General features: G+C 70.3%; 14 protein-coding genes and 2 pseudogenes. 8 read left to right on the forward strand and 8 right to left on the reverse strand.

Annotation, left to right across the window (positions count from 1 at the left end):
• Positions 1-413 precede the first annotated feature (413 nt).
• The 3 genes from ACIOWN_RS15205 (at position 414) to ACIOWN_RS15215 (ending at position 2,903) form a co-directional block, all read left to right on the forward strand.
• Positions 414-1,706 (forward strand): GAF domain-containing SpoIIE family protein phosphatase, encoded by a 1,293-nt coding sequence (locus ACIOWN_RS15205; protein WP_362351739.1) that lies wholly within the window; start codon positions 414-416, stop codon positions 1,704-1,706.
• Positions 1,707-1,899: 193 nt separating this feature from the next.
• Positions 1,900-2,274 (forward strand): hypothetical protein, encoded by a 375-nt coding sequence (locus ACIOWN_RS15210; protein WP_100568801.1) that lies wholly within the window; start codon positions 1,900-1,902, stop codon positions 2,272-2,274.
• 197 nt (positions 2,275-2,471) lie between these two features.
• Positions 2,472-2,903, forward strand: coding sequence for a metalloregulator ArsR/SmtB family transcription factor (locus ACIOWN_RS15215; protein WP_362351736.1), 432 nt, complete (start codon positions 2,472-2,474; stop codon positions 2,901-2,903).
• Between the two features lie 7 nt (positions 2,904-2,910).
• Here ACIOWN_RS15215 and ACIOWN_RS15220 read toward each other — a convergent pair whose 3' ends face one another.
• The 4 genes from ACIOWN_RS15220 to ACIOWN_RS15235 form a co-directional block, all read right to left on the reverse strand.
• Entirely contained in the window at positions 2,911-4,119 is a 1,209-nt protein-coding gene (locus ACIOWN_RS15220; RefSeq protein ID WP_401982414.1) for an acyltransferase family protein, read from the reverse strand.
• Between the two features lie 464 nt (positions 4,120-4,583).
• On the reverse strand, positions 4,584-6,269 hold the full coding sequence (locus tag ACIOWN_RS15225) for an IPT/TIG domain-containing protein (protein WP_401982415.1): 1,686 nt from the start codon (positions 6,267-6,269) through the stop codon (positions 4,584-4,586).
• A 684-nt stretch (positions 6,270-6,953) separates the two neighbouring features.
• Positions 6,954-7,847 (reverse strand): ribokinase, encoded by an 894-nt coding sequence (rbsK, locus tag ACIOWN_RS15230; protein ID WP_362351728.1) that lies wholly within the window; start codon positions 7,845-7,847, stop codon positions 6,954-6,956.
• Entirely contained in the window at positions 7,844-8,872 is a 1,029-nt protein-coding gene (locus ACIOWN_RS15235; protein WP_401982417.1) for a LacI family DNA-binding transcriptional regulator, read from the reverse strand. The genes rbsK and ACIOWN_RS15235 overlap by 4 nt, the downstream gene beginning before the upstream one ends.
• Positions 8,873-9,203: 331 nt before the next feature.
• Between ACIOWN_RS15235 and ACIOWN_RS15240 the strand changes: the two genes are divergently transcribed.
• Positions 9,204-10,151, forward strand: coding sequence for a nucleoside hydrolase (locus ACIOWN_RS15240; RefSeq protein WP_362351722.1), 948 nt, complete (start codon positions 9,204-9,206; stop codon positions 10,149-10,151).
• The gene (locus tag ACIOWN_RS15245) at positions 10,148-11,590 is read left to right on the forward strand and encodes an MFS transporter (RefSeq protein ID WP_362351719.1); all 1,443 of its coding nucleotides are present in this window, start codon (positions 10,148-10,150) and stop codon (positions 11,588-11,590) included. Before ACIOWN_RS15240 ends, ACIOWN_RS15245 begins: the two co-directional genes overlap by 4 nt.
• A gap of 99 nt (positions 11,591-11,689) precedes the next feature.
• On the opposite strand, the pseudogene ACIOWN_RS15250 reads toward ACIOWN_RS15245, so the two are convergent.
• Positions 11,690-11,896 (reverse strand): annotated as a pseudogene (locus ACIOWN_RS15250) (CocE/NonD family hydrolase C-terminal non-catalytic domain-containing protein); the annotation flags it as partial.
• On the opposite strand from ACIOWN_RS15250, the pseudogene ACIOWN_RS15255 reads away from it, so the two are divergent.
• Positions 11,883-12,542: pseudogene (locus tag ACIOWN_RS15255) on the forward strand (TetR/AcrR family transcriptional regulator C-terminal domain-containing protein). The pseudogenes ACIOWN_RS15250 and ACIOWN_RS15255 sit on opposite strands and share 14 nt — an antisense overlap.
• Positions 12,543-12,629: 87 nt before the next feature.
• Here ACIOWN_RS15255 and ACIOWN_RS15260 read toward each other — a convergent pair.
• The 3 genes from ACIOWN_RS15260 to ACIOWN_RS15270 are packed head-to-tail and all read right to left on the reverse strand — an operon-like array spanning position 12,630 to position 16,314.
• Positions 12,630-13,955, reverse strand: a complete 1,326-nt coding sequence (locus ACIOWN_RS15260) for a M20/M25/M40 family metallo-hydrolase (RefSeq protein WP_401982419.1) — start codon at positions 13,953-13,955, stop codon at positions 12,630-12,632.
• A complete protein-coding gene (locus ACIOWN_RS15265) occupies positions 13,952-15,358 on the reverse strand; it encodes a cytosine permease (protein WP_401982421.1) in 1,407 nt (468 codons plus the stop codon). Before ACIOWN_RS15265 ends, ACIOWN_RS15260 begins: the two co-directional genes overlap by 4 nt.
• Positions 15,359-15,360: 2 nt before the next feature.
• On the reverse strand, positions 15,361-16,314 hold the full coding sequence (locus ACIOWN_RS15270; RefSeq protein ID WP_401982422.1) for a DUF1177 domain-containing protein: 954 nt from the start codon (positions 16,312-16,314) through the stop codon (positions 15,361-15,363).
• A gap of 145 nt (positions 16,315-16,459) precedes the next feature.
• On the opposite strand from ACIOWN_RS15270, the gene ACIOWN_RS15275 reads away from it, so the two are divergent.
• Entirely contained in the window at positions 16,460-17,299 is an 840-nt protein-coding gene (locus tag ACIOWN_RS15275) for an IclR family transcriptional regulator (RefSeq protein ID WP_326800827.1), read from the forward strand.
• A 29-nt stretch (positions 17,300-17,328) separates the two neighbouring features.
• Positions 17,329-18,057, forward strand: coding sequence for a dipeptidase PepE (gene pepE, locus ACIOWN_RS15280; RefSeq protein ID WP_401982424.1), 729 nt, complete (start codon positions 17,329-17,331; stop codon positions 18,055-18,057).
• Positions 18,058-18,136 lie beyond the last annotated feature (79 nt).

The raw sequence follows: 18,136 nt of genomic DNA on the forward strand, positions 1-18,136 counted from the left end.
GGAGACCTCCGGAGGACGATGCGCGATCGACTGTGGGGTGTGCCGGGGTTCGAATGTTGCGTGGTTCATGAGCGCAGCACAGTGCTATTGGGAGCGCTCCCAAGGGTAGGAATCGGGCCCTGAGCATGACAACACCCGGGAGGTGGACCCCTCGGTTTGGCCATTCCAACACTGCCATCGGCGCACCACAGGGCCGCCAAAGCAGGGCGGGTAGGTGGAAAGCCGTCGATCTGCCCGGCTGCTGCGGCTCCACGCAATGAAAGTTCCGGCCGTTTCGTACAGTAGTGCGAAACTTTCGACCCCGCACCGTACACGGGCGACGAACGGAGCGCGAGCCTTCACCGCACCGAACGGCACAGTACCCCGGCGAAGGATGACAGAGTGTGACAACGGGTGCGTAAGGAAGGAACACGATGAAGCGGAATTCACAGCCGGCGGAGCCGAGGGCGGGATCCACGCCGGAGGTCGCCGCGGCCCGGCTGCGGCTGCTCGCCGAGGCGAGCCGCGCGCTGGCGTCGGGGCTCGACGCGGAGGAGGCGCTGCGCCGCGTGGCCCGGGTGGTGGTTCCGCATCTGGCCGACGCCTGTGTCGTCGACCTGGTCGAGGGGAACGGGCTGCGCCGTCTCACCGTCATGGACCGGGACGCGGAGCGGGTGTTGCGGGTACTGCCCGGCGGGTTCCTGCCCGGGCCGGACGACTCGGCCGCCGCCCTGGCGAAGGTGCTGCGCGGCGCGGGTCCCACGGTGGTCACCGACTTCGACATGCCCGACCCGGACGACTCCCTGCGCTCCGCCCAGTGGGCCCTTTACCGGACGCTGGGCGCCGAGACCGCGTTGATCGTGCCCATGAGCGTACGCCGGGAGGCTCTCGGAGCGCTCACCTTCGTACGCCGTGCCCCGGCCGTGCCCTTCGACGAGCAGGAGCGGGCGCTCGCCGCCGACCTGGGGCACCGCGCGGGCCTCGCCCTGGACAACGCGCGTCTGTACGCGCTGCAACAGCACACCGCGGAGCAGCTCCAGCTCTCCCTTCTGCCCGATCTGACCGGGCTCGGGCACCTCCAGCTCGCCGCCCGTTACGTGGCCGCCCGCGAGCGGGCCGAGGTCGGCGGCGACTGGTACGACGCCTTCCCGCTCCCCGACGGCTCGGTGGTCCTCGCGATCGGGGACGTGGTCGGCCACGACCTGGCGGCCGCCGTCCGCATGGGTCAGTTGCGCAACATGCTGCGCGCACTCGCCTACGACAGCGGGGACGATCCGGCCGGGGTGATGAACCGTCTGGACCGGGTCATGCAGGGCCTGACCACCATCGAACTCGTCACAGCCGTCATCGCCCGCGTCGAGACGCCGCCCGACGGACCGTGGCGGCTGCTCATGAGCAACGCCGGCCACCTTCCGCCGCTGCTCGCCCAGCCCGACGGCCGCACTCTCCTGCTGGAGGAGGGGCACGCCCCCGTCCTGGGAGTCGACCCCGCGCTCCGGCGCGAGACCGCCGTGGTCGCCCTGCCTTCCGGCGGCACCCTGCTCTTCTACACCGACGGCCTCATCGAACGCCCCGGCGAGGACATCGGCCGCGGCCTCACCCGGCTGCGCCAGCACGCGGCCGCGCTGGCCCGTGAACCGCTGACGGTCTTCCGCGACGAACTGCTCACCCGGTTGAGCGACGACCAGCACGACGACATCGCCATCCTCGCCCTGCGTATCCCCTGATTCCCCGAAACGCGTGGGTACAGAGAAGCGAAAGGTCAGTTGTGGTCGTCAACGTGTTCGTATTCGACACTCCCCGATCAATGGATGTCAGTGTTGAAGACCTCCCCTCGAACGCCCCGGACGCGCGCCTACGGTGCGCTCACCGGGCGGCCGGCGCCGTCCCGGACTCAGCCGACGATCAAGGGGAGACACCGTGGCGAGTGTGGAAGTGTCGCTGAAGGAAATGATGACCGCCGTCGAGGGGGCGCTGGGCGCGGCGGTCGTCGACTACACCAGCGGAATGGCCCTGGGAACCCTGGGCGGGGGCAAGGACCTGGATCTCACCATCGCCGCGGCGGGGAACACGGATGTGATCCGCGCCAAGGTGCGCACCATGGAGCAGTTGGGCCTGAACAGTGAGATCCAGGACGTGCTGATCACGCTCGGCGACCAGTACCACCTGATCCGCCTGGTCACCGGACGCAACGGCAACGGCCTGTTCCTCTACCTGGTGCTGGACAAGACCCGTTCGAATCTGGCGATGGCCCGCCACCAGCTCAAGCGCGTCGAGGAACAGCTCGAGATCTAGCTCTTCGCGTGCCCCGGGCCGACGTGCGCCCATGATGTGAAAACTTCTTCAAGTCACCACATCAGCATGATTCCAATTCGTGGTTGCACGCGGCCCGGGGCGAGAAGGATCTGCTCTGCACAGCACATTCCGTGTGGCGTCCCGCGGGGCGCCACCGCGTCTTGGACCATCCCCGATGCGGCAGGGAGCACGCACTCATGCAAGTCCCCCTCTACCAGGCCAAGGCGGAGTTCTTCCGCATGCTCGGGCACCCCGTGCGCATCCGGGTCCTGGAGCTGCTCCAGCACGGTCCCGTGCCCGTGCGCGATCTCCTCGCCGACATCGAGATCGAGCCGTCCAGCCTCTCGCAGCAACTGGCCGTGCTGCGACGCTCCGGCATCGTCGTGTCCATCCGGGAAGGATCGACGGTCCGCTACGCCCTCGCCGGCGGCGATGTCGCCGAACTGCTGCGCGCGGCCCGCCGTATCCTCACCGAACTCCTGGCCGGCCAGAACGAACTGCTCGCCGAACTCCGGCAGACCGACGGTGCCGCTCCCGCCGTACCCGCCGGATCCGGGCGGATGCCCGTGGGGGCGCAACTCGCGCACACCGTCGTGCCGTCGGAGGCGCGGGGCCGCGACAAGGAGTGAACGGCACTCAACGACGCCGTGCCGGGGTCTGCGGACCGAACGCGGCACTCTTCAGCCAACGCCGCATGGCCCGCACCATCGGGCGCTCCACGAACCGGTGCACGAGATGGGCCAGCACGACCAGGGCGACGACCGTGACCCCGACCAGGAGGAGCGGATCGGACCGGTCGCCGAAGTGGTGCGCGACGGTCATGCCGAGCGTGTCGTGCAGCAGGTAGAGCGGAAAGGTCATCGTGCCCATGACGGTCAGCCCGCGCCAGCGGAGCCGGCGGGTCCGGCCGAGTGCGATCGCGCCGACCATCAGGAAGAACAGCGTGACCGCCAGGACGAGCCAGCCGCGCCAGGGCGCCCAGGTCTCCCAGTTGTTGCGGCCGCCGGTGGGTGCCAGCAGGAAGTGCAGGGCCAGCAGCCAGGACATGGCGACGATGCCCCACAGCAGAGGTGTGGGCCGGTACCGGTGCATGAGGTAGAAGGCCATGCCCGCGATGAAGTACGGGGCAGAGGTCGGGTTCACCACGAGCGTGAGCAGCGGGATGTGGGCGGCGGGCGCGAGTACGGCGGCTACCGTCCACAGCCCGCAGAAGATCACGACGCGCTGGTAGCTGAGGCCCTTCCACACCACGACGGCGAAGGTGAGGTAGAAGCACAGCTCCGGCCACAGGGTCCAGTAGACGGGGTCCAGGTTGGACACACCGAGCGGGGTCTGGAGCATGGTGAGGTTCGCGAGCAGGACGCGCGGGTGGGGGTGCCCGAAGGGGGTGTCGGCGAAGTAGATGACGCACGCCGACACCACGATGGCGATCCAGTACATCGGGTACAGGCGGGTGACGCGGGAGATGAAGAAGTCACGCGGGGTGCGCCCCCACGCGCTCATGCAGATGACGAAGCCGCTGATCAGGAAGAACAGGTCGACACCGAGCCGCCCGAAGGCGAAGTAGCCGTGCAGCACGGGGAAGACGCTCTGGTACGGGCGCCCCCAGATGATCTGCATCGCCGCCGGTGTCTGGCCGACGAAGTGGAAGAGCACCACCGACAGCGCCGCCAGGAAGCGCAGCCCGTCCAGTGCGGCGAGCCGGTCTTCGCCGGTGCCGCTCCCGGCGACGATCACTGGTGCCGCAGGGGGTGCCTGCGGCACCAGCACTTCGTCGGTGACCGCCCCCTCGTTCCGCGGTCGCGTGGCTGTACCGGCCGATGCCCTGCGATCCGTCTGGGTCATATCTCCCGTTCCAGAGTCGTCCTTTACCGAAAGGGCCCTGGAATCCGGATCGACGCCCGACGGGCGGATGACGATTTCGCCGAGTTCGTACTCATTCCGCTACGGGGGCGAGTGCCGGCACCGCCCTGGCCCACAGAAGGGGCCTACCCGAAGTCCTCGATGAGATACGGGGCCGCCGGGGTGACACGAACCGCACAGGGGAGCGACACCCCCGGTGCGTCCTCCTCATGCCGGATGCTCCCGGCCGGAGACTGCCGAAGCCCGCCCCTCCACAAAGGTCACGTCGATGAACGTCCCGGTCGCTGTCGTCGGCCAACCGCACTGCCTGAATCGCGGACGACCACGACCGGGGACCGATACCTGGAGCCGGCCACCGAAAAGCGGCTCGCGGCCGCCACTGGTTTCGACATCCACTTCTGTGCCCCACGCGGCCCTGGTACGGGAGTGCGTTGTGCAGTTGATGATCAGGTGTAGGTGTAGGCGCCGGGAAGGGTGGCGGAGCCGCCCGCCGTGGTAACGGTGACGTCGACGGGGCCGGGGGCGGAGCCAGGGGGAACGATGGCGGCCAGGACTGTATCGGACCCGATGCTGAACTGGGCGAAGACGCCGTTGAAGGAGACGGCGGCGGCGGTCGTCAGGTTCTTGCCGGTGAGGTCGACGACGGTCCCGCCGACTAACGGGCCGCTGGTGGCGCTCAGGCCGCCGAACTGTGGTGGGTCGACATAGGTGTAGCTGAGCCTTCCGGTGGTCAGGCCGCCGGCGGTGGTGACGGAGACGGGGACGGTGCCTGGGGAGGCGGCGGGTGGCACGTCGACGGTCAGCTGCTGGTCGGAGACGACTTGGGGAACGGCCAGCAGGGTGCCGAACAGTACTTGGGTGGCGGTGGCCAAGAGGGCGCCGTTGATGGTGACGATGTTCCTGCCTGCTGTCGGACCGGCGGCGGGGCTGAGGGAGGAGGCGTTACCGCTGGGGTAGTACTGGAAGGGCTTGGGGTTGCTGGTGCCGCCTGAGGTGGTGACGGTGACCTGAGCGATGCCGGAGCCGGGTGGAGACGACGCGACGACCTTGTTGGGCGTGTTGGCGATGACGGCGGCGGAGCTCGTGCCGAATTGCACCGCGGTGACCCCGGACAGGTTGGTGCCGGTGATCGTCACCTTGGTGCCGCCGGACTGGGGGCCCAGGGTGGGAGCCATTTTGTACAGGGCCTGGATGACGCTGACGCTGTTGGATCCGGAGTTGGCCACGAAGACGGCCAGCCCGTTGGGGGTGACGGCGATTCCGGCGGGCTTGCGGCCGACGGCAATGGTGTCGGTGACCGTGTCAGTGGTGGCGTCGATGATGCTGACGGTGTCGGAGCCATTGTTGCTCACGTACACCTCACTGCTGTCCGGGGTGATCGCCACGCCCCAGGGAGTGGTGCCCACGGGGATGGTGGCGGTGATCGTCTGGCTGGCGGTGTCGATGACGCTGAGGGTGTTCGCGCCGCTGTTGGCAACATAGAGGTGGAGGGTGTCCGTGCTGGCTGCTACACCGACGGGCGCGGAAAGGCCGGGGATGGTTGCCACCACGATGAAGGTGGCTGTGTCGATCACGCTGAGGGTGTTGTCGTCGTGGTTCGTCACGTACACCTGTCCCCCGGTGGGGGAGACCGCGACCCCGGTGGGGCCGGCGCCGACCGGAATGGTCGTGAGGATGGAGTTGTTGGACGTGTCTACCACGGTGAGACTGTCCGATCCCTGGTCGGCGACGTATACGCGGATCCCGGCCGGGCTCACGGCGATCCCGAAAGGAGCGCTTCCCACCTCGATCTTGGAGAGGACGGTCAGTGTCTGCTGCTCTGCGGTGCTGAGAGCGTTCGCGCCGTTTTCCGCCACATAGATGAGGCTGCTGTCCGGGCTGACCCCCACCCCGGCGGGGGCGTTGTAAGGGGCCAGGGCAGTACTGACGACGAGTTGTCCGATATCCACCACGGTGGTGGTGCCGGATCCGCTGTTGGTCACATACGCATGTAGCCCGAGGGGGCCCATCCCCAATCCCAGTGGCTTGATTCCCACCGGAACCGTTTGCACGGCCCGGGAGACGACGGCAGCCGGTGATACAGCAGCCAGGACTGGCGGTTCTACGGTCGGGTTTGCTGGTTCGTCCATCATGCACCTACCGGTAATGAGCCCCCGGGAGGGGCTTCGGGAAGACGTGCCACGCCGTCGAAGCCGAGGAACGAGCAGTGCAGCGAAGGACCGACGGGCACGTGCGAGGAGCGAAATCGCCTTGTCTCCGCATAATTAGACGAGCAGGACAGGACTCGACGACAGGTAGACATGAAGCATTTGATATCATCACAAATACTCCTGTGCGCCCGGCTTCGCCCTGTTTCACCGCGTCCCGTTCGCCGCGCCGACTCGGCGTGCACCTTCCCGGGCAACCGCGTCCGGCGGAGTAGCAAGAGCATGGATCTGAACCAGGTCCCTGGCGGCCGGTCGGTGAAAAACCCCGGCCAGTGTGGCCAGGACAAAAGGACTCGATCCGTCTTTCGAGGAGTCGGATGCCGTCGCGCTATCTCGCCTTGCCGGGGGCGTCGGGTCCGCCTTCTCCCACCGCCACGCGTTCGGCACCACGGCCGTGTTGAGGCAGGACGACTTCTCGCGGGGGGCCAAGACGTGCGGCCCCTCTTTCCGGACTCCGCGACGCCGTCCGGGGTGGTCAGTCGCCAGACGCCGCCGGAACTGCCAAAGCCCAGCGGGCGCGGAGCGGTGCCGATGTCCCGCACCGGACCCCTGACCGTCGCGTTGAGGTCGGGCGTTTCCCAACCACAAGTCCTCGATCGGCGAGGGTTTTCAGCTCTTGAGGAACGCCTCCACCTCGTCGCGGTGTGGCAGTGAGGGCTGGGCGCCGGGGCGGGTGGTGCTGAGTGCCGCGGCGGCGCAGGCCCAACGGGCGGCCTGTTCCAGGGTGCGTCCCTCGGCGAGGGCGACGGCGAGCGCGCCGCAGAAGCAGTCGCCGGCCGCCGTGGTGTCGACCGGGCTGACCGTGAAGGCCGGGACGTGCAGCCGCGCGGTGCCTTCCAGGAGCAGTACGCCGTCACCGCCGAGGGTGACGATGACCGCGCCCGCTCCGCGCAGTTTGCCCGCGGCCGCGGCGACCTCGTCGACCGTGTCCGGTACCGGGGTGCCGGTGAGGGCGGCCAGTTCGGTGCGGTTGGGGACCAGCACGTCGACGTGGCGGGGCGGGACGGCGCCCTCGACGGCGGGGGCCGGGTTGTACACGACGATGCCGCCGGCCAGCTCGGCCGCCGCGTGGTTGGCCTCGTCGGGGACCTCCTGCTGGAGGACCGTGACCTCGGCCCGACCCAGCACGTCGGCGGCGGCCCGGCAATCGGCCGCGGTCAGGCGGGAGTTGGCGCCGGGGCTGACGATGATGGAGTTCTCACCCGACGGGTTGACGGCGATCAGCGCACGCCCGGTGGGCACTCCGGGAGTGCGGGTCAGGTGCGCGGTGTCCACGCCCTCGGCGTGCGCCGCGGCGGCCATCACATCGGCGGCGTCGTCCTCGCCGACCCGGCCGATCAGGGCGACCTGCCCGCCGAGCCGGGCCGCGGCGACCGCCTGGTTGGCCCCCTTGCCGCCGGGGTGCTCGACGATGTCCCCGCCGAGCACGGTCTCCCCCGGCACCGGATGCCGGGGAACGGGTGCGACGAGATCGAGGTTGAGGCTTCCGACGACTGCGATCACTGGTGTTCCTCTGAGGTTCTGCTGCCGGGGATGGTCGTGGGCGCGGCGGCGCGCGGACCACTGGAGGCGCGGACGACGAGTTGGGGTGAGAGGCGGACGGACCGGTACGCCTCGGCTCCCCCGCCGTCGAGCCTCTGGGCCAGGAGCCGGAGCGCCTCGGCCGCCACCTGGGCGGCCGGCTGGCGGACCGTGGTCAGGTTGGGTTCGGCGAGGCTCGCCATGGGGATGTCGTCGAAGCCGGTGACGGCGACCTCGCCGGGGACGTCGACGCCGAGCTGTCCGAGGCGTTGCAGCGCTCCGACCGCGATGAGGTCGTTGGCGCAGACGACGGCGTCCGGGCGGGCCGGCCAGATCCGGTCGACCGCGGCCCGCCCCCATTCCACGGAGAAGTCGCCGAGTTCGGTGCGTTCGGAGGCGAGCGGGTCCAGGGCGGCGACGCCCGCCTCGTAGGCCATGCGCCGTTCGACTGCCGTCGAGGCGGTGCCGGCGGCGCCGAGGAAGCAGAAGCGGCGGCGCCCGGTGCGGGTCAGGTGGTCCAGGACGAGGGCCATGCCGGCGGCGTTGTCGACGGCCACCGAGTCGGCGACGCCTGGGCCGCAGGAGCGGTCGAGGAGGACCAACGGGACGCGGGCCGCCGCGAGCTCGACCGCCGCGCGGCTGTGGGTCTCGTCGACGGGGATGACCAGCAGCGCGTCGACCTGCCGGTCCAGCAGGGTGCTGATCCTGGCCGCCTCGGTCCGTGGGTCGTCGTCGCAGTCGGCGAGCAGCAGGGCGCGGCCCCCGGCGTGCAGGGCGTGCTCGACCTCACGGACGAGGGAGGGGAAGAAGGGGTTGGTGATCTGGGGCAGCACCAGGCCGATGGTGCCGGTGGAGCGGCTGCGCAGGGCGCGGGCGACCTGGTTGGGGCGGTAGCCCAGGCTCTCGGCCGCTGCCCGCACTCGGCGTGCCGTCTCCGCTCCCACCGGGCGGGTGCCGGCCAGCACACGGGACACGGTGGCGACGGAGCAGCCGGACGCGCGAGCCACATCACGCAATGTCACCTCGGTCACCGCACTCCGCCCCCTTCTGTCGGCTCGGTTTCCTGGTCGGCACACGGTCTTCCGGCGCCGACCAGCACCGATGCCGGAGAACGTTATCACCAGCCTCCTGCGCCCCGGACTGCTGTGGAGCAGGGGAGGGCGGGAGAAAGATGTAACTTCCATTGACATATTGATGAGGAATGGGCGAATGTTCGGGAGAACGTTTTCCCTAACGTCTCCCCAGGCGCCGGACCACTCGGCGCCCTCCGGACGTGGCCGCCCCTGGGCGTCCCCGGAGATCGGTTTCACCCAGGTAAGTGAGCAAAGGGGCTCTCCGTTGGCCAGAAAGATCATCCTCGACTGCGACCCGGGACACGACGACGCCATCGCCATGCTTCTGGCGCACGGCAATCCCGAGATCGAGCTCGTGGCCGTCACGACCGTGGTCGGGAACCAGACGCTGGAGAAGGTGACCCGCAACGCGCTGTCCGTGGCCCGCATCGCCGGGATCACCGGAGTGCCCTTCGCCGCCGGCTGCCCCCGGCCTCTGGTGCGCGCCATCGAGACGGCGCCGGACATCCACGGCGAGTCCGGACTCGACGGACCCGTGCTGCCCGAGCCGACCCTGGAGCTGGACCGCCGCCACGCGGTCGACCTGATCATCGACACGGTCATGTCGCACGAGCCGGGCGAGATCACCATCGTGCCGACCGCCGGACTGACCAACATCGCGATGGCGGTCCGCAAGGAGCCGCGCATCGCCTCCCGTGTCCGTGAGGTCGTCCTGATGGGCGGCGGCTACCACGAGGGCAACTGGAGCGCGGTCGCCGAGTTCAACATCAAGATCGACCCCGAGGCCGCGCACATCGTCTTCAACGAGAGCTGGCCGGTCACCATGGTCGGTCTCGACCTCACGCACCAGGCGCTCGCGACGCCCGCCGTCACCGAGAAGATCGCCGCGGTCGGCACCGCGCCCGCCAAGTTCGTCCTGGAGCTGCTGGACTTCTTCGGCGCGATGTACGAGCAGGCCCAGGGCTTCGAGTTCCCGCCCGTGCACGACCCCTGCGCCGTCGCCTACGTCATCGACCCCGATGTCATGACGGTGCGCAAGGCCCCCGTGGACATCGAGCTCACCGGCTCCCTGACCCTCGGCATGACCGTGGCCGACTTCCGGGCGCCCGCCCCGGACGACTGCCACACGCAGGTCGCGGTGAAGCTCGACCACGAGCGGTTCTGGAACCTGGTCGTGGACGCACTCGAGCGGATCGGCGACGTCCAGGCATGACCGTTCCCAGTGTTTCCACCACCGAAAGACCACCCGGCTCCGCGCAGGGCTCCCCCGTCCGGATCGGTGTGCTGCTGACCGCGCTGCTCGCCGCGTGCGTGGCCTTCCAGCTCAACGCCAGCATGATCAGCCCGGCGCTGAAGAGCATGGAGGGCGCCCTCCACGCCACCTCGGCCGAGATCGGGCTCACCCAGACCGCGTTCTTCACGTCCGCGGCCCTGTTCTCGCTGTTCCTGCCGCGACTTGGCGATGTCGTCGGCCGCCGCAAGGTCCTCACCGGCATGCTGGCCCTGATGGCCGTCGGATGTGTCGTCGCCGCGTTCGCGCACAACGTCCCGGTCCTGTTCGCCGGGCGCATCATCCAGGGCGTGTGCGGCCCGGTCGTCCCGCTGTGCCTGATCATGCTGCGGGAGGAGGTGCCCGAGCCCAAGCGCTACGGCACCCTGCTCGGTGTGATCACCGCCTTCAACGGCGGAGTCGCGGGTGTCGACTCCCTCGCGGGCGGCTACCTCGCCGACCACCACGGGTTCCAGTCGGTCTTCTGGGCGATGGCCGTCGTCGCGGCGGTCGCCACGGCCATGGTCGCGCTGATGAGCCGCGAGTCCAAGGCGCCGGCCACCGAGCGCATGGACTGGCCGGGCGTCGTGCTGCTCGTGGTCTCGGTGGGCTCGCTGCTCATCGCGCTGAACGAGGCCGGCAAGCTCGCCGCGGCCGACTGGCCGCTGATCGCCCTGCTCGTGGTCGTCTCAGCGGTGGCCTTCGCGCTGTTCTGGCGCACCGAGAACCGCAGCGGGCATCCGCTGGTCGCCACGCACCATCTGCGGCAGCGCTCCACGTGGGCGCTCCTGCTCACGACGGTGCTCACCATGACGGGTGTGTTCGCCGTCATGAACGGGCTGATCCCGGCGTTCGCCGAGGACGCGCAGGCGGGACTCGGCATGTCCGCGCAGCAGTCCGCGTGGTGGACCCTCACGCCGTACGCCCTGGCCGGACTGGCCATGGGCCCGATCGCCGGCCGGCTGGCCGCCACCTTCGGGTACGGCCGGATCCTGCGCATCGGGCTCGTCGGAGCCGCGGCGACCGTGGTCCTGATGATCCTCACGCTGCACGGCCATTCACGGGCCATGCTGCTGACGGCGTCCATCCTGGTGGGGATCACCTACGCCGGGATCGGGAACATCGTGCTCAACGGGCTCGGCATCGTGCTGTCCCCGCGTGAGAACCCCGGGTTCCTGCCCGGTCTGAACGCGGGCGCGTTCAACCTCGGCGCCGGTCTGAGCTTCGCGGTGCTGTACGCGGTGAAGACCGCGGCGGCCCCCGCGGATCCGTCGTCGACCGGCGACTACACGACCGCCATGATCACGGGTGCGGTCATCATGGCCGTCGCCGTCGTGACGTCGTTCCTCATCCCCAAACCGGTGGCTGCGGAGGCGCGTTGAGCACGCGGGCCCCGCCGGGAGCGAACTCCCGGCGGGGCCCGCGTCGTAGTGTGCCGCAGGTCGTCCGGCAGCACCGCCGGGCCGCCGGGGGGTGAAGGGTCAAGCCGGCCCGGAACCGTGGGCGAGCGTCAGTGCCGAGTCAGCGTGCAGCGTGACGCGCACCGGTGTGAAGGTGGTGGCGTCCACGGGGGACTCGCCGGTACCCGGATTGCGGGCATGGCGCGGATGAGCGCCCGCGCTGATCTGCCAGCGTATGCGGTGACCGGCGGCAAAGCGGTGGGCGGTGGCGCTCATGGGTACGCTGACCTGCGAGGACCTCCGCCCAGCCGTCACGGCGGCAGCCGTCGGCCGGGCGGACGCGGAAGGGCGGACGCGGAAGGGCTCGACGCGGTCACCATGCGCCGGGTCGCCGCGCGGGTCGGAGCCGGCGTCATGTCCCTCTACAGCTACGCCCCCGACAAGGAGACGCTGCTGGAGCTGATGGTCGACCACGTCAGCGGCGAACTGCCGGCCACGGCCGCGTCCACCGGCGACTGGCGCGCCGACATCAAGGCCATCGCCCACCTCCAGCGCGCCCTGATGCTCCGGCATCCCTGACTGCCCGCCGCCCTGTCCACACGCCGCACTCCCGGCCCCCATACGCCGGCCTTCATGGAGCGCGCGCTTGCCGCCCTGCGGCCCACCGGGCTGGACGGTGCGGCAAGGCTGGAGGTCTTCGCCCAGCTCACCGCGTTCGTGGTCGGGCACGTCGGCCACGAGATCGCACAGGCCTCAGCCTCGCAGGCGCCCGGTCGAGCCGCGGCCGAAGCCCGGTATCTCGCCGCCGTCGCCGCGGACGGCCACCACCCGGAACTCGCCGCGGCCCTCTCCGCCCCCGGGCGCCCCCCTCACCCCGGAAGCGACGTTCAGCCGCTTCCTCAACCGCCTGATCGACGGCGTCGGAACCGACTGACCTCAGCCACGCCGAAAGCCCCGTGCGGCTCGGTGAGCGTCTGCTCGCCGGGCCGCACGGAGCGGCGCAGGGGTGGGAGCGGGTCGGTCAGCAGCTCTGCCACAGGCGGGTCATCACCCGGACGCCGAAGCGGAGGCCTTCGAGGGGGACTCGTTCGTCCACGCCGTGGAAGAGGCGGCCGTAGTCGAGGTCGTGGGGCAGTTTCAGGCCCTTGAAGCCGAAGCAGCGGATGCCGAGCTTCGTGAAGGCCTTCGCGTCGGTGCCGCCCGGGTTGCAGTACGGCACCGGGTGGCCGTGGGGGTCCTCGGCGCGTACGGCCGCGCACATCGCGTCGACGAGGGGGCCGTCGAAGGTGGTCTCCATGGCGATGTCGTGGTTGACCCACTGCCGGCTGACCGACGGCAGGAGCAACTTGTCGATGGTGTCGACGAGTTCCTGCTCATGGCCGGGCAGGAAGCGGCCGTCGACGCGTGCGGTGGCCCGGCCCGGGATCACGTTGGTCTGGTAACCCGCCGAGAACATCGTGGGGTTGGCGGAGTTGCGCAGCACCACCTGCATGAAGTCGGCGATCGGACCGAGCTTCGCGATTTCCGTGTCGAGGTCCTCGGCGTCGAAGGCGATGTCGACGCCCTGGAGCCGGGCGGCCTCCGCGAGCAGCGCGCGCACCGGTTCGATCAGGCGGGCCGGGAAGGTGTGGCGGCCGATGCGGGAGAGCGACTCGGCGAGGTCGGTGACCGCGTTCTCGTCGTTGGGCGAGGAGCCGTGGCCCGCGCGGCCGGTGGCCGTCAGTTCCATCCAGGCCATGCCGCGCTGGGCGTTCTCGATCGGGTACAGCCGCCGGGTGTCGTCGAGCGCGTAGCTGAAACCGCCGCCCTCGCCGATCGCCTCGGTGACACCGGCGAACAGCTCGGGCCGGTGCTCGACCATCCAGTGCGCGCCGTACCTGCCGCCCGCCTCCTCGTCGGCGAGGAAGGCCAGAACGATGTCGCGGGACGGCCGGGTGCCGGTGCGGGCGAAGTGCCGGGCGGTGGCCAGCGTGACCGCCACCGTGTCCTTCATGTCGATGGCGCCCCGGCCCCACAGGTAGCCGTCGCGGATCTCGCCGGAGAAGGGCGGCACCCGCCACTCGTCCGGGTCGGCCGGTACGACGTCCAGATGGCCGTGGACGAGCAGTGCCCCGCGGTCCGGGTCGCGGCCGGGGATGCGGGCGACGACGTTGGCGCGGCCCGGCGCGCTCTCCACCAGCTCCGAGGTGATGCCGGCCTCGGCCAGCAGCTCGACGACCCGGTCGGCGCAGGCGCGCTCGTCGCTGGTGGGGTTGGAGGTGTCGAAGCGGATCAGCTCCGCGCACAGTTCGATGGCCTCGCGCTGTGCCTCCTCGGAGGCGGCGGCGAGTGAGGGGGTGGTGCTCATGACGCTCCTACGGGGGCCGTGCCGGTGGCGGCCGGGGACTGCCCGGTGCCGTCGGCGGGCTCGTCGTCGAGGGTGGTGGTGCCGTAGGTCCTGATCCAGCCGGCGAGTCCGAGGACGCTGTACAGGACGAAGGCGGTCAGCAGGGAGTTGAGGGCGGGGATGCCGCCGTCGTAGAACTTGCCGACGCAGAACGCCGCGGCCCAGATGACCAGGGACATCGGCACCCAGACCGGTGAGGTGGCGGGCAGGGTCTGCGTCTCGCGGGTGGCGTCGAGCGGTCCGCGCATGCGGCGCACCACCCAGTACTCGGCGACGATGATGCCGCCGACCGGCGGGATGGCCACGCCGAGCACCGACAGGAAGTCGGTGAAGTGGGTCATGATGCCGACCGCGGACAGCAGGGTGCCGGCGAGGCCGAGGACGATGGTGACCGCGCCGCGGCGCAGGCGCTTGCGGAAGACGACCTGGAAGAAGTTGACGACGCCGAGCGAGGAGCCGTACAGGTTCCAGTCGTTGATCTTCGCCGTGGACATCAGGACGACCACCACACCGAAGACGCCGGAGGTGGAGAGCACGATCTGGGAGACCTGGTTGCTGCCCACCAGATGACCGAGCAGGACACCGGTCATGCCGACGATGTACTCGGACAGGATCATGGAGGAGGCGCTCTGCACGAAGACGTGGGCGCCCTTCTTGTTGTAGCGGGTCATCTCGGGCGCGACGATCGCGCCGGTCATGAAGCCGCCCGCGATGGCGGTCGCGGCGACCGACAGCGGGACCGCCGGGCCGGGGGCCGGCGAGTGGACGAGGTCCGAGATGGAGTGCTTGGTCAGGGCGTCGGTGACGGACCAGGCGACCATCGCGAAGAACAGCGGGGTGACGATCTTCGCGAAGACCGCCATGTACCGGAAACCGAAGACCACCAGGACCGTGATGGCCAGGCCTGCGACGACGCACCACAGCCACGAGGGGCCGCCGACCAGGGCGGAGACGCTGTTGCCGAAGATCGTGTTCTGCACTCCGAACCAGCCGACGAGGCTGATGGAGATGACGAGGCTGACCAGCGCGGAGCCGTTGCGGCCGAAGCCGACCCAGCGGGTGAGCAGCGGGGTCGCGAGGCCCTCGCGCATACCGGCCAGGCCGATCGCGAAGATCACGACTTCCAGGATCACGGCGCCGAGGGTGAAGGCGAGGAGCGCGTTGCCGAAGGACATCCCGACGCCGATGGTGGCGCCGAGCGTGAACTGCGAGATCGATCCGGACTGGGCGAGCCACTGGAGCAGCATCGTCCAGAAACCGAGCCGTTCGCTGCGCGGGACGCGGGCGAGGGCGTAGTCGTCGCTGCCCAGAGCTCTGTGGCCGGCGGTGTCCGGGGCGGTGGCGGTGTTCTTGTGAGCGGCCATGATCACGACTCCCTGGGTGCGCGGCCGAGGGTCTGCAGGTGTGCCAGCGAGCCGTAACGGGACACGAGCCGGTCGAACTCCACGTCGTCGTGGAAGTCCAGGCGTCCGCCGCCGTAGGCCTTCGCGGTCTCGACGGCGAACCGGGCGGCGGCCGCGATGTCGCTCTCGTGGCTAGCGCCCGTCTGGCAGCCGGGCACCGCCGCGGCCGAGGTGACCGCGAGGCCGACGACCGGGGCGGACGTCGCCGTGGCCGGCTGAAGGATCGAATTGATGTGGTGTACACCGTTACCGTACGGGGTGATGTCCTGAGTGGTCACCGGGTACGTGACCAACGGCTCACCGGTGACCACGGCCAGCAGCTCACCCAGCTGCTCGCTGACCTTGAGCACCCAGCCCTCCTTGACGGTGGGCGACAGGGCCAGGCCCTTGTGGTTGATGATCCGGTTGCCCTTGGTGGTGTCGATGGAGAGCACCGCCTCCATCGCGTCGGTGACCTCGTGCCGGTTCATGGTGGCGATGTCGACCGGCGAGTCCATGAAGGGCACCGGGTCGTGCGGTGCGGTCGGGGCGTTCGGGCAGATGTGGGTGGCCACGATCACGTCGCCGTCGAGCACGTCGCCGCGGCGGCGCATGTCCAGCAGCTTGGCGGCGGTGGCGATCGCGGCGATCGCGCCGTCCGCGTCGGAGACCAGGCCGGTGATCTCCGGACGGGCGCCCACGCCGCCGAGCCGTCCGACCACGCCGAGGGTGCGCGAGGTGCCACCGCGGCTGCGGCCGGTGCGGCCCGGCACGCGCACGAGGGCGAAGTCCGTGGCGCCCCGCTCGCCGGTGACGGTGGTGACCTGGGCGCCGGAGCCTGCGGGGCCCGCCACGGAGTCGAGGTAGGCGGCGACTCCCTTGCCGTCGGCATCGGGATCGTCCAGCAGATCCACGATGTCCAGGACGTACTTCAACATGGGCAGCTTCTCCTGATCCGCACCTGAGGCGGTGCTGACAGAAGATTCGGGATCCGTTAACCTTCTTCGCAACTGTTTCCCGTTATCCGCAATTCAGGTCTGAATGGCGAGATGGGCGGAGGGACGGACGTCCCATGCGGACGTCATGCGGAGAGGAGTTGCCGTGCCTGACATCCCCGTCGACCGGAAGACCCCGGCCGGGGCGCTGCAGACCGTCGACCGTGCCCTGCTGGTGCTGCTGGCCTTCGAGCGCACCCGGCCCGACTGGGGCGTGACGGAGGTGGCCACCGAGTTCGGCTGGGACACCTCGGTCGCGCAGCGGCTGCTGTCCACGCTGGCCGGGCGCGGCTTCCTGGTGTCGGATCCGGCGACCCGCCGCTACCGGATCGGTCCCGCCGCACTGCGGCTCGGCCGCCTCTGGGAGCGCTCCGGCTCGCTGGAACTGCTCGCGGAGCCCGTCCTCCAGGAGCTGCGCGCCGCGACCGGCGACACGGTCCTGTTCTGTCTGCCCGACAGCTTCCACATGCGGTGCGTTGCGGCGGTCGAGGGCGAGGAGGGGCCGCTGCGCTACTACCCTCTGGTCGGCGAGCTGTATCCGGCGCACGCGGGGGCGACCAGCAAGTCGTACTACGCGTTCCTGCCCGACGAGCAGCGCCACCGGCTGTTCCGCGGCCGGCCCATGGCCCGGTTCACGGAGCGCACGGTCACCGACCCCGACCAGCTGGAACGCGAGTTCCGTCAGGTGCGGGCGCAGGGGTACGCGTGGACGGTCGGCGAGTACGACGCCGGCATCGGCACCGTCGCCGTGCCCGTCTTCCTCGGCGCCGAGCCCTACGGCAGCCTCAGCCTGGGGGCCGCCGGGGAGCGCTTCCCGGACGGTCCCGAGGACCGGCTCGACGCGCTGCGCAAGGCGGCCCGGCTGCTGGAACAGCGGCTGACGCACCCGCCCCAGCACCACCGCCGCCCGCGCGGCCGTACGGCCTGAAGCATCGAACCCATGGTGAGGAACACCCCTTGAACCTGCTGCTCCTGTCCAACTCCACCCAGTACGGCCGTGGTTACCTGGAACACGCCCTCGGCACCGTGACCGCGTTCCTACCGGACCGGGCACGGCTCGCGTTCGTGCCGTACGCGCTCGCCGACCACGACGCCTACACGGCCAAGGTGCGCGACGCGCTCGCCGGGGCCGGCATCGACGTGCACGGGGTGCACGAGGGCGGTGACCCGGTCGGCCGGCTCGCCGAGGCGGACGCCGCGTTCGTCGGCGGCGGCAACTCCTTCCGGCTGCTGACCGCCCTGTACCGGACGGGTCTGCGGGACGCGCTGATCAAGGCGGTCGGGGACGGGCTGCCGTACATGGGCGCCAGCGCGGGCACCAACATGGCCGCGCCCACGCTGCGCACCACCAACGACATGCCGATCGTCCAGCCCCCGTCCTTCGAGGCGCTGGGCCTTGTCCCGTTCCAGATCAACCCGCACTACCTGGACCCCGACCCGGGCTCCACGCACAAGGGCGAGACCCGCGAGGAGCGCCTGACGGAGTTCCTCGAGGAGAACGACGTGCCGGTCCTCGGCCTGCGCGAGGGCTCGTGGCTGCGAGTGACGGGAACCCACGCCGAGATCGGCGGCGAGAGCGCCGCCCGCCTCTTCTCCCGCGGCACCACGCCGCGCGAGATCCCGGTCGGCACGGACGTCTCCGAACTGCTCACCACCACCCCGGAGTACGACACACCGGCGCGGTAGGCCGGGGAGCAAGCCCCGGGAGGGCCGGGGACTCCAAGACGTCCCGAGGGCCCGGGACGACGGCGGGCCCGGGGCGCCC

Origin of the sequence: Streptomyces sp. NPDC087787 (assembly GCF_044743035.1) — a bacterium.
GTDB lineage: Bacteria > Actinomycetota > Actinomycetes > Streptomycetales > Streptomycetaceae > Streptomyces.

Bases quoted from the DNA above. Each gene is read 5' to 3' on its own strand.
- ACIOWN_RS15205 (WP_362351739.1), top strand. From the start codon at position 414: ATGAAGCGGAATTCACAGCCGGCGGAGCCGAGGGCGGGATCCACGCCG.
- ACIOWN_RS15215 (WP_362351736.1), top strand. From the start codon at position 2,472: ATGCAAGTCCCCCTCTACCAGGCCAAGGCGGAGTTCTTCCGCATGCTC.
- ACIOWN_RS15265 (WP_401982421.1), bottom strand. From the start codon at position 15,358: ATGGCCGCTCACAAGAACACCGCCACCGCCCCGGACACCGCCGGCCAC.
- ACIOWN_RS15270 (WP_401982422.1), bottom strand. From the start codon at position 16,314: ATGTTGAAGTACGTCCTGGACATCGTGGATCTGCTGGACGATCCCGAT.
- ACIOWN_RS15220 (WP_401982414.1), bottom strand. From the start codon at position 4,119: ATGACCCAGACGGATCGCAGGGCATCGGCCGGTACAGCCACGCGACCG.
- ACIOWN_RS15275 (WP_326800827.1), top strand. From the start codon at position 16,460: ATGCGGAGAGGAGTTGCCGTGCCTGACATCCCCGTCGACCGGAAGACC.
- ACIOWN_RS15225 (WP_401982415.1), bottom strand. From the start codon at position 6,269: ATGATGGACGAACCAGCAAACCCGACCGTAGAACCGCCAGTCCTGGCT.
- ACIOWN_RS15260 (WP_401982419.1), bottom strand. From the start codon at position 13,955: ATGAGCACCACCCCCTCACTCGCCGCCGCCTCCGAGGAGGCACAGCGC.
- ACIOWN_RS15245 (WP_362351719.1), top strand. From the start codon at position 10,148: ATGACCGTTCCCAGTGTTTCCACCACCGAAAGACCACCCGGCTCCGCG.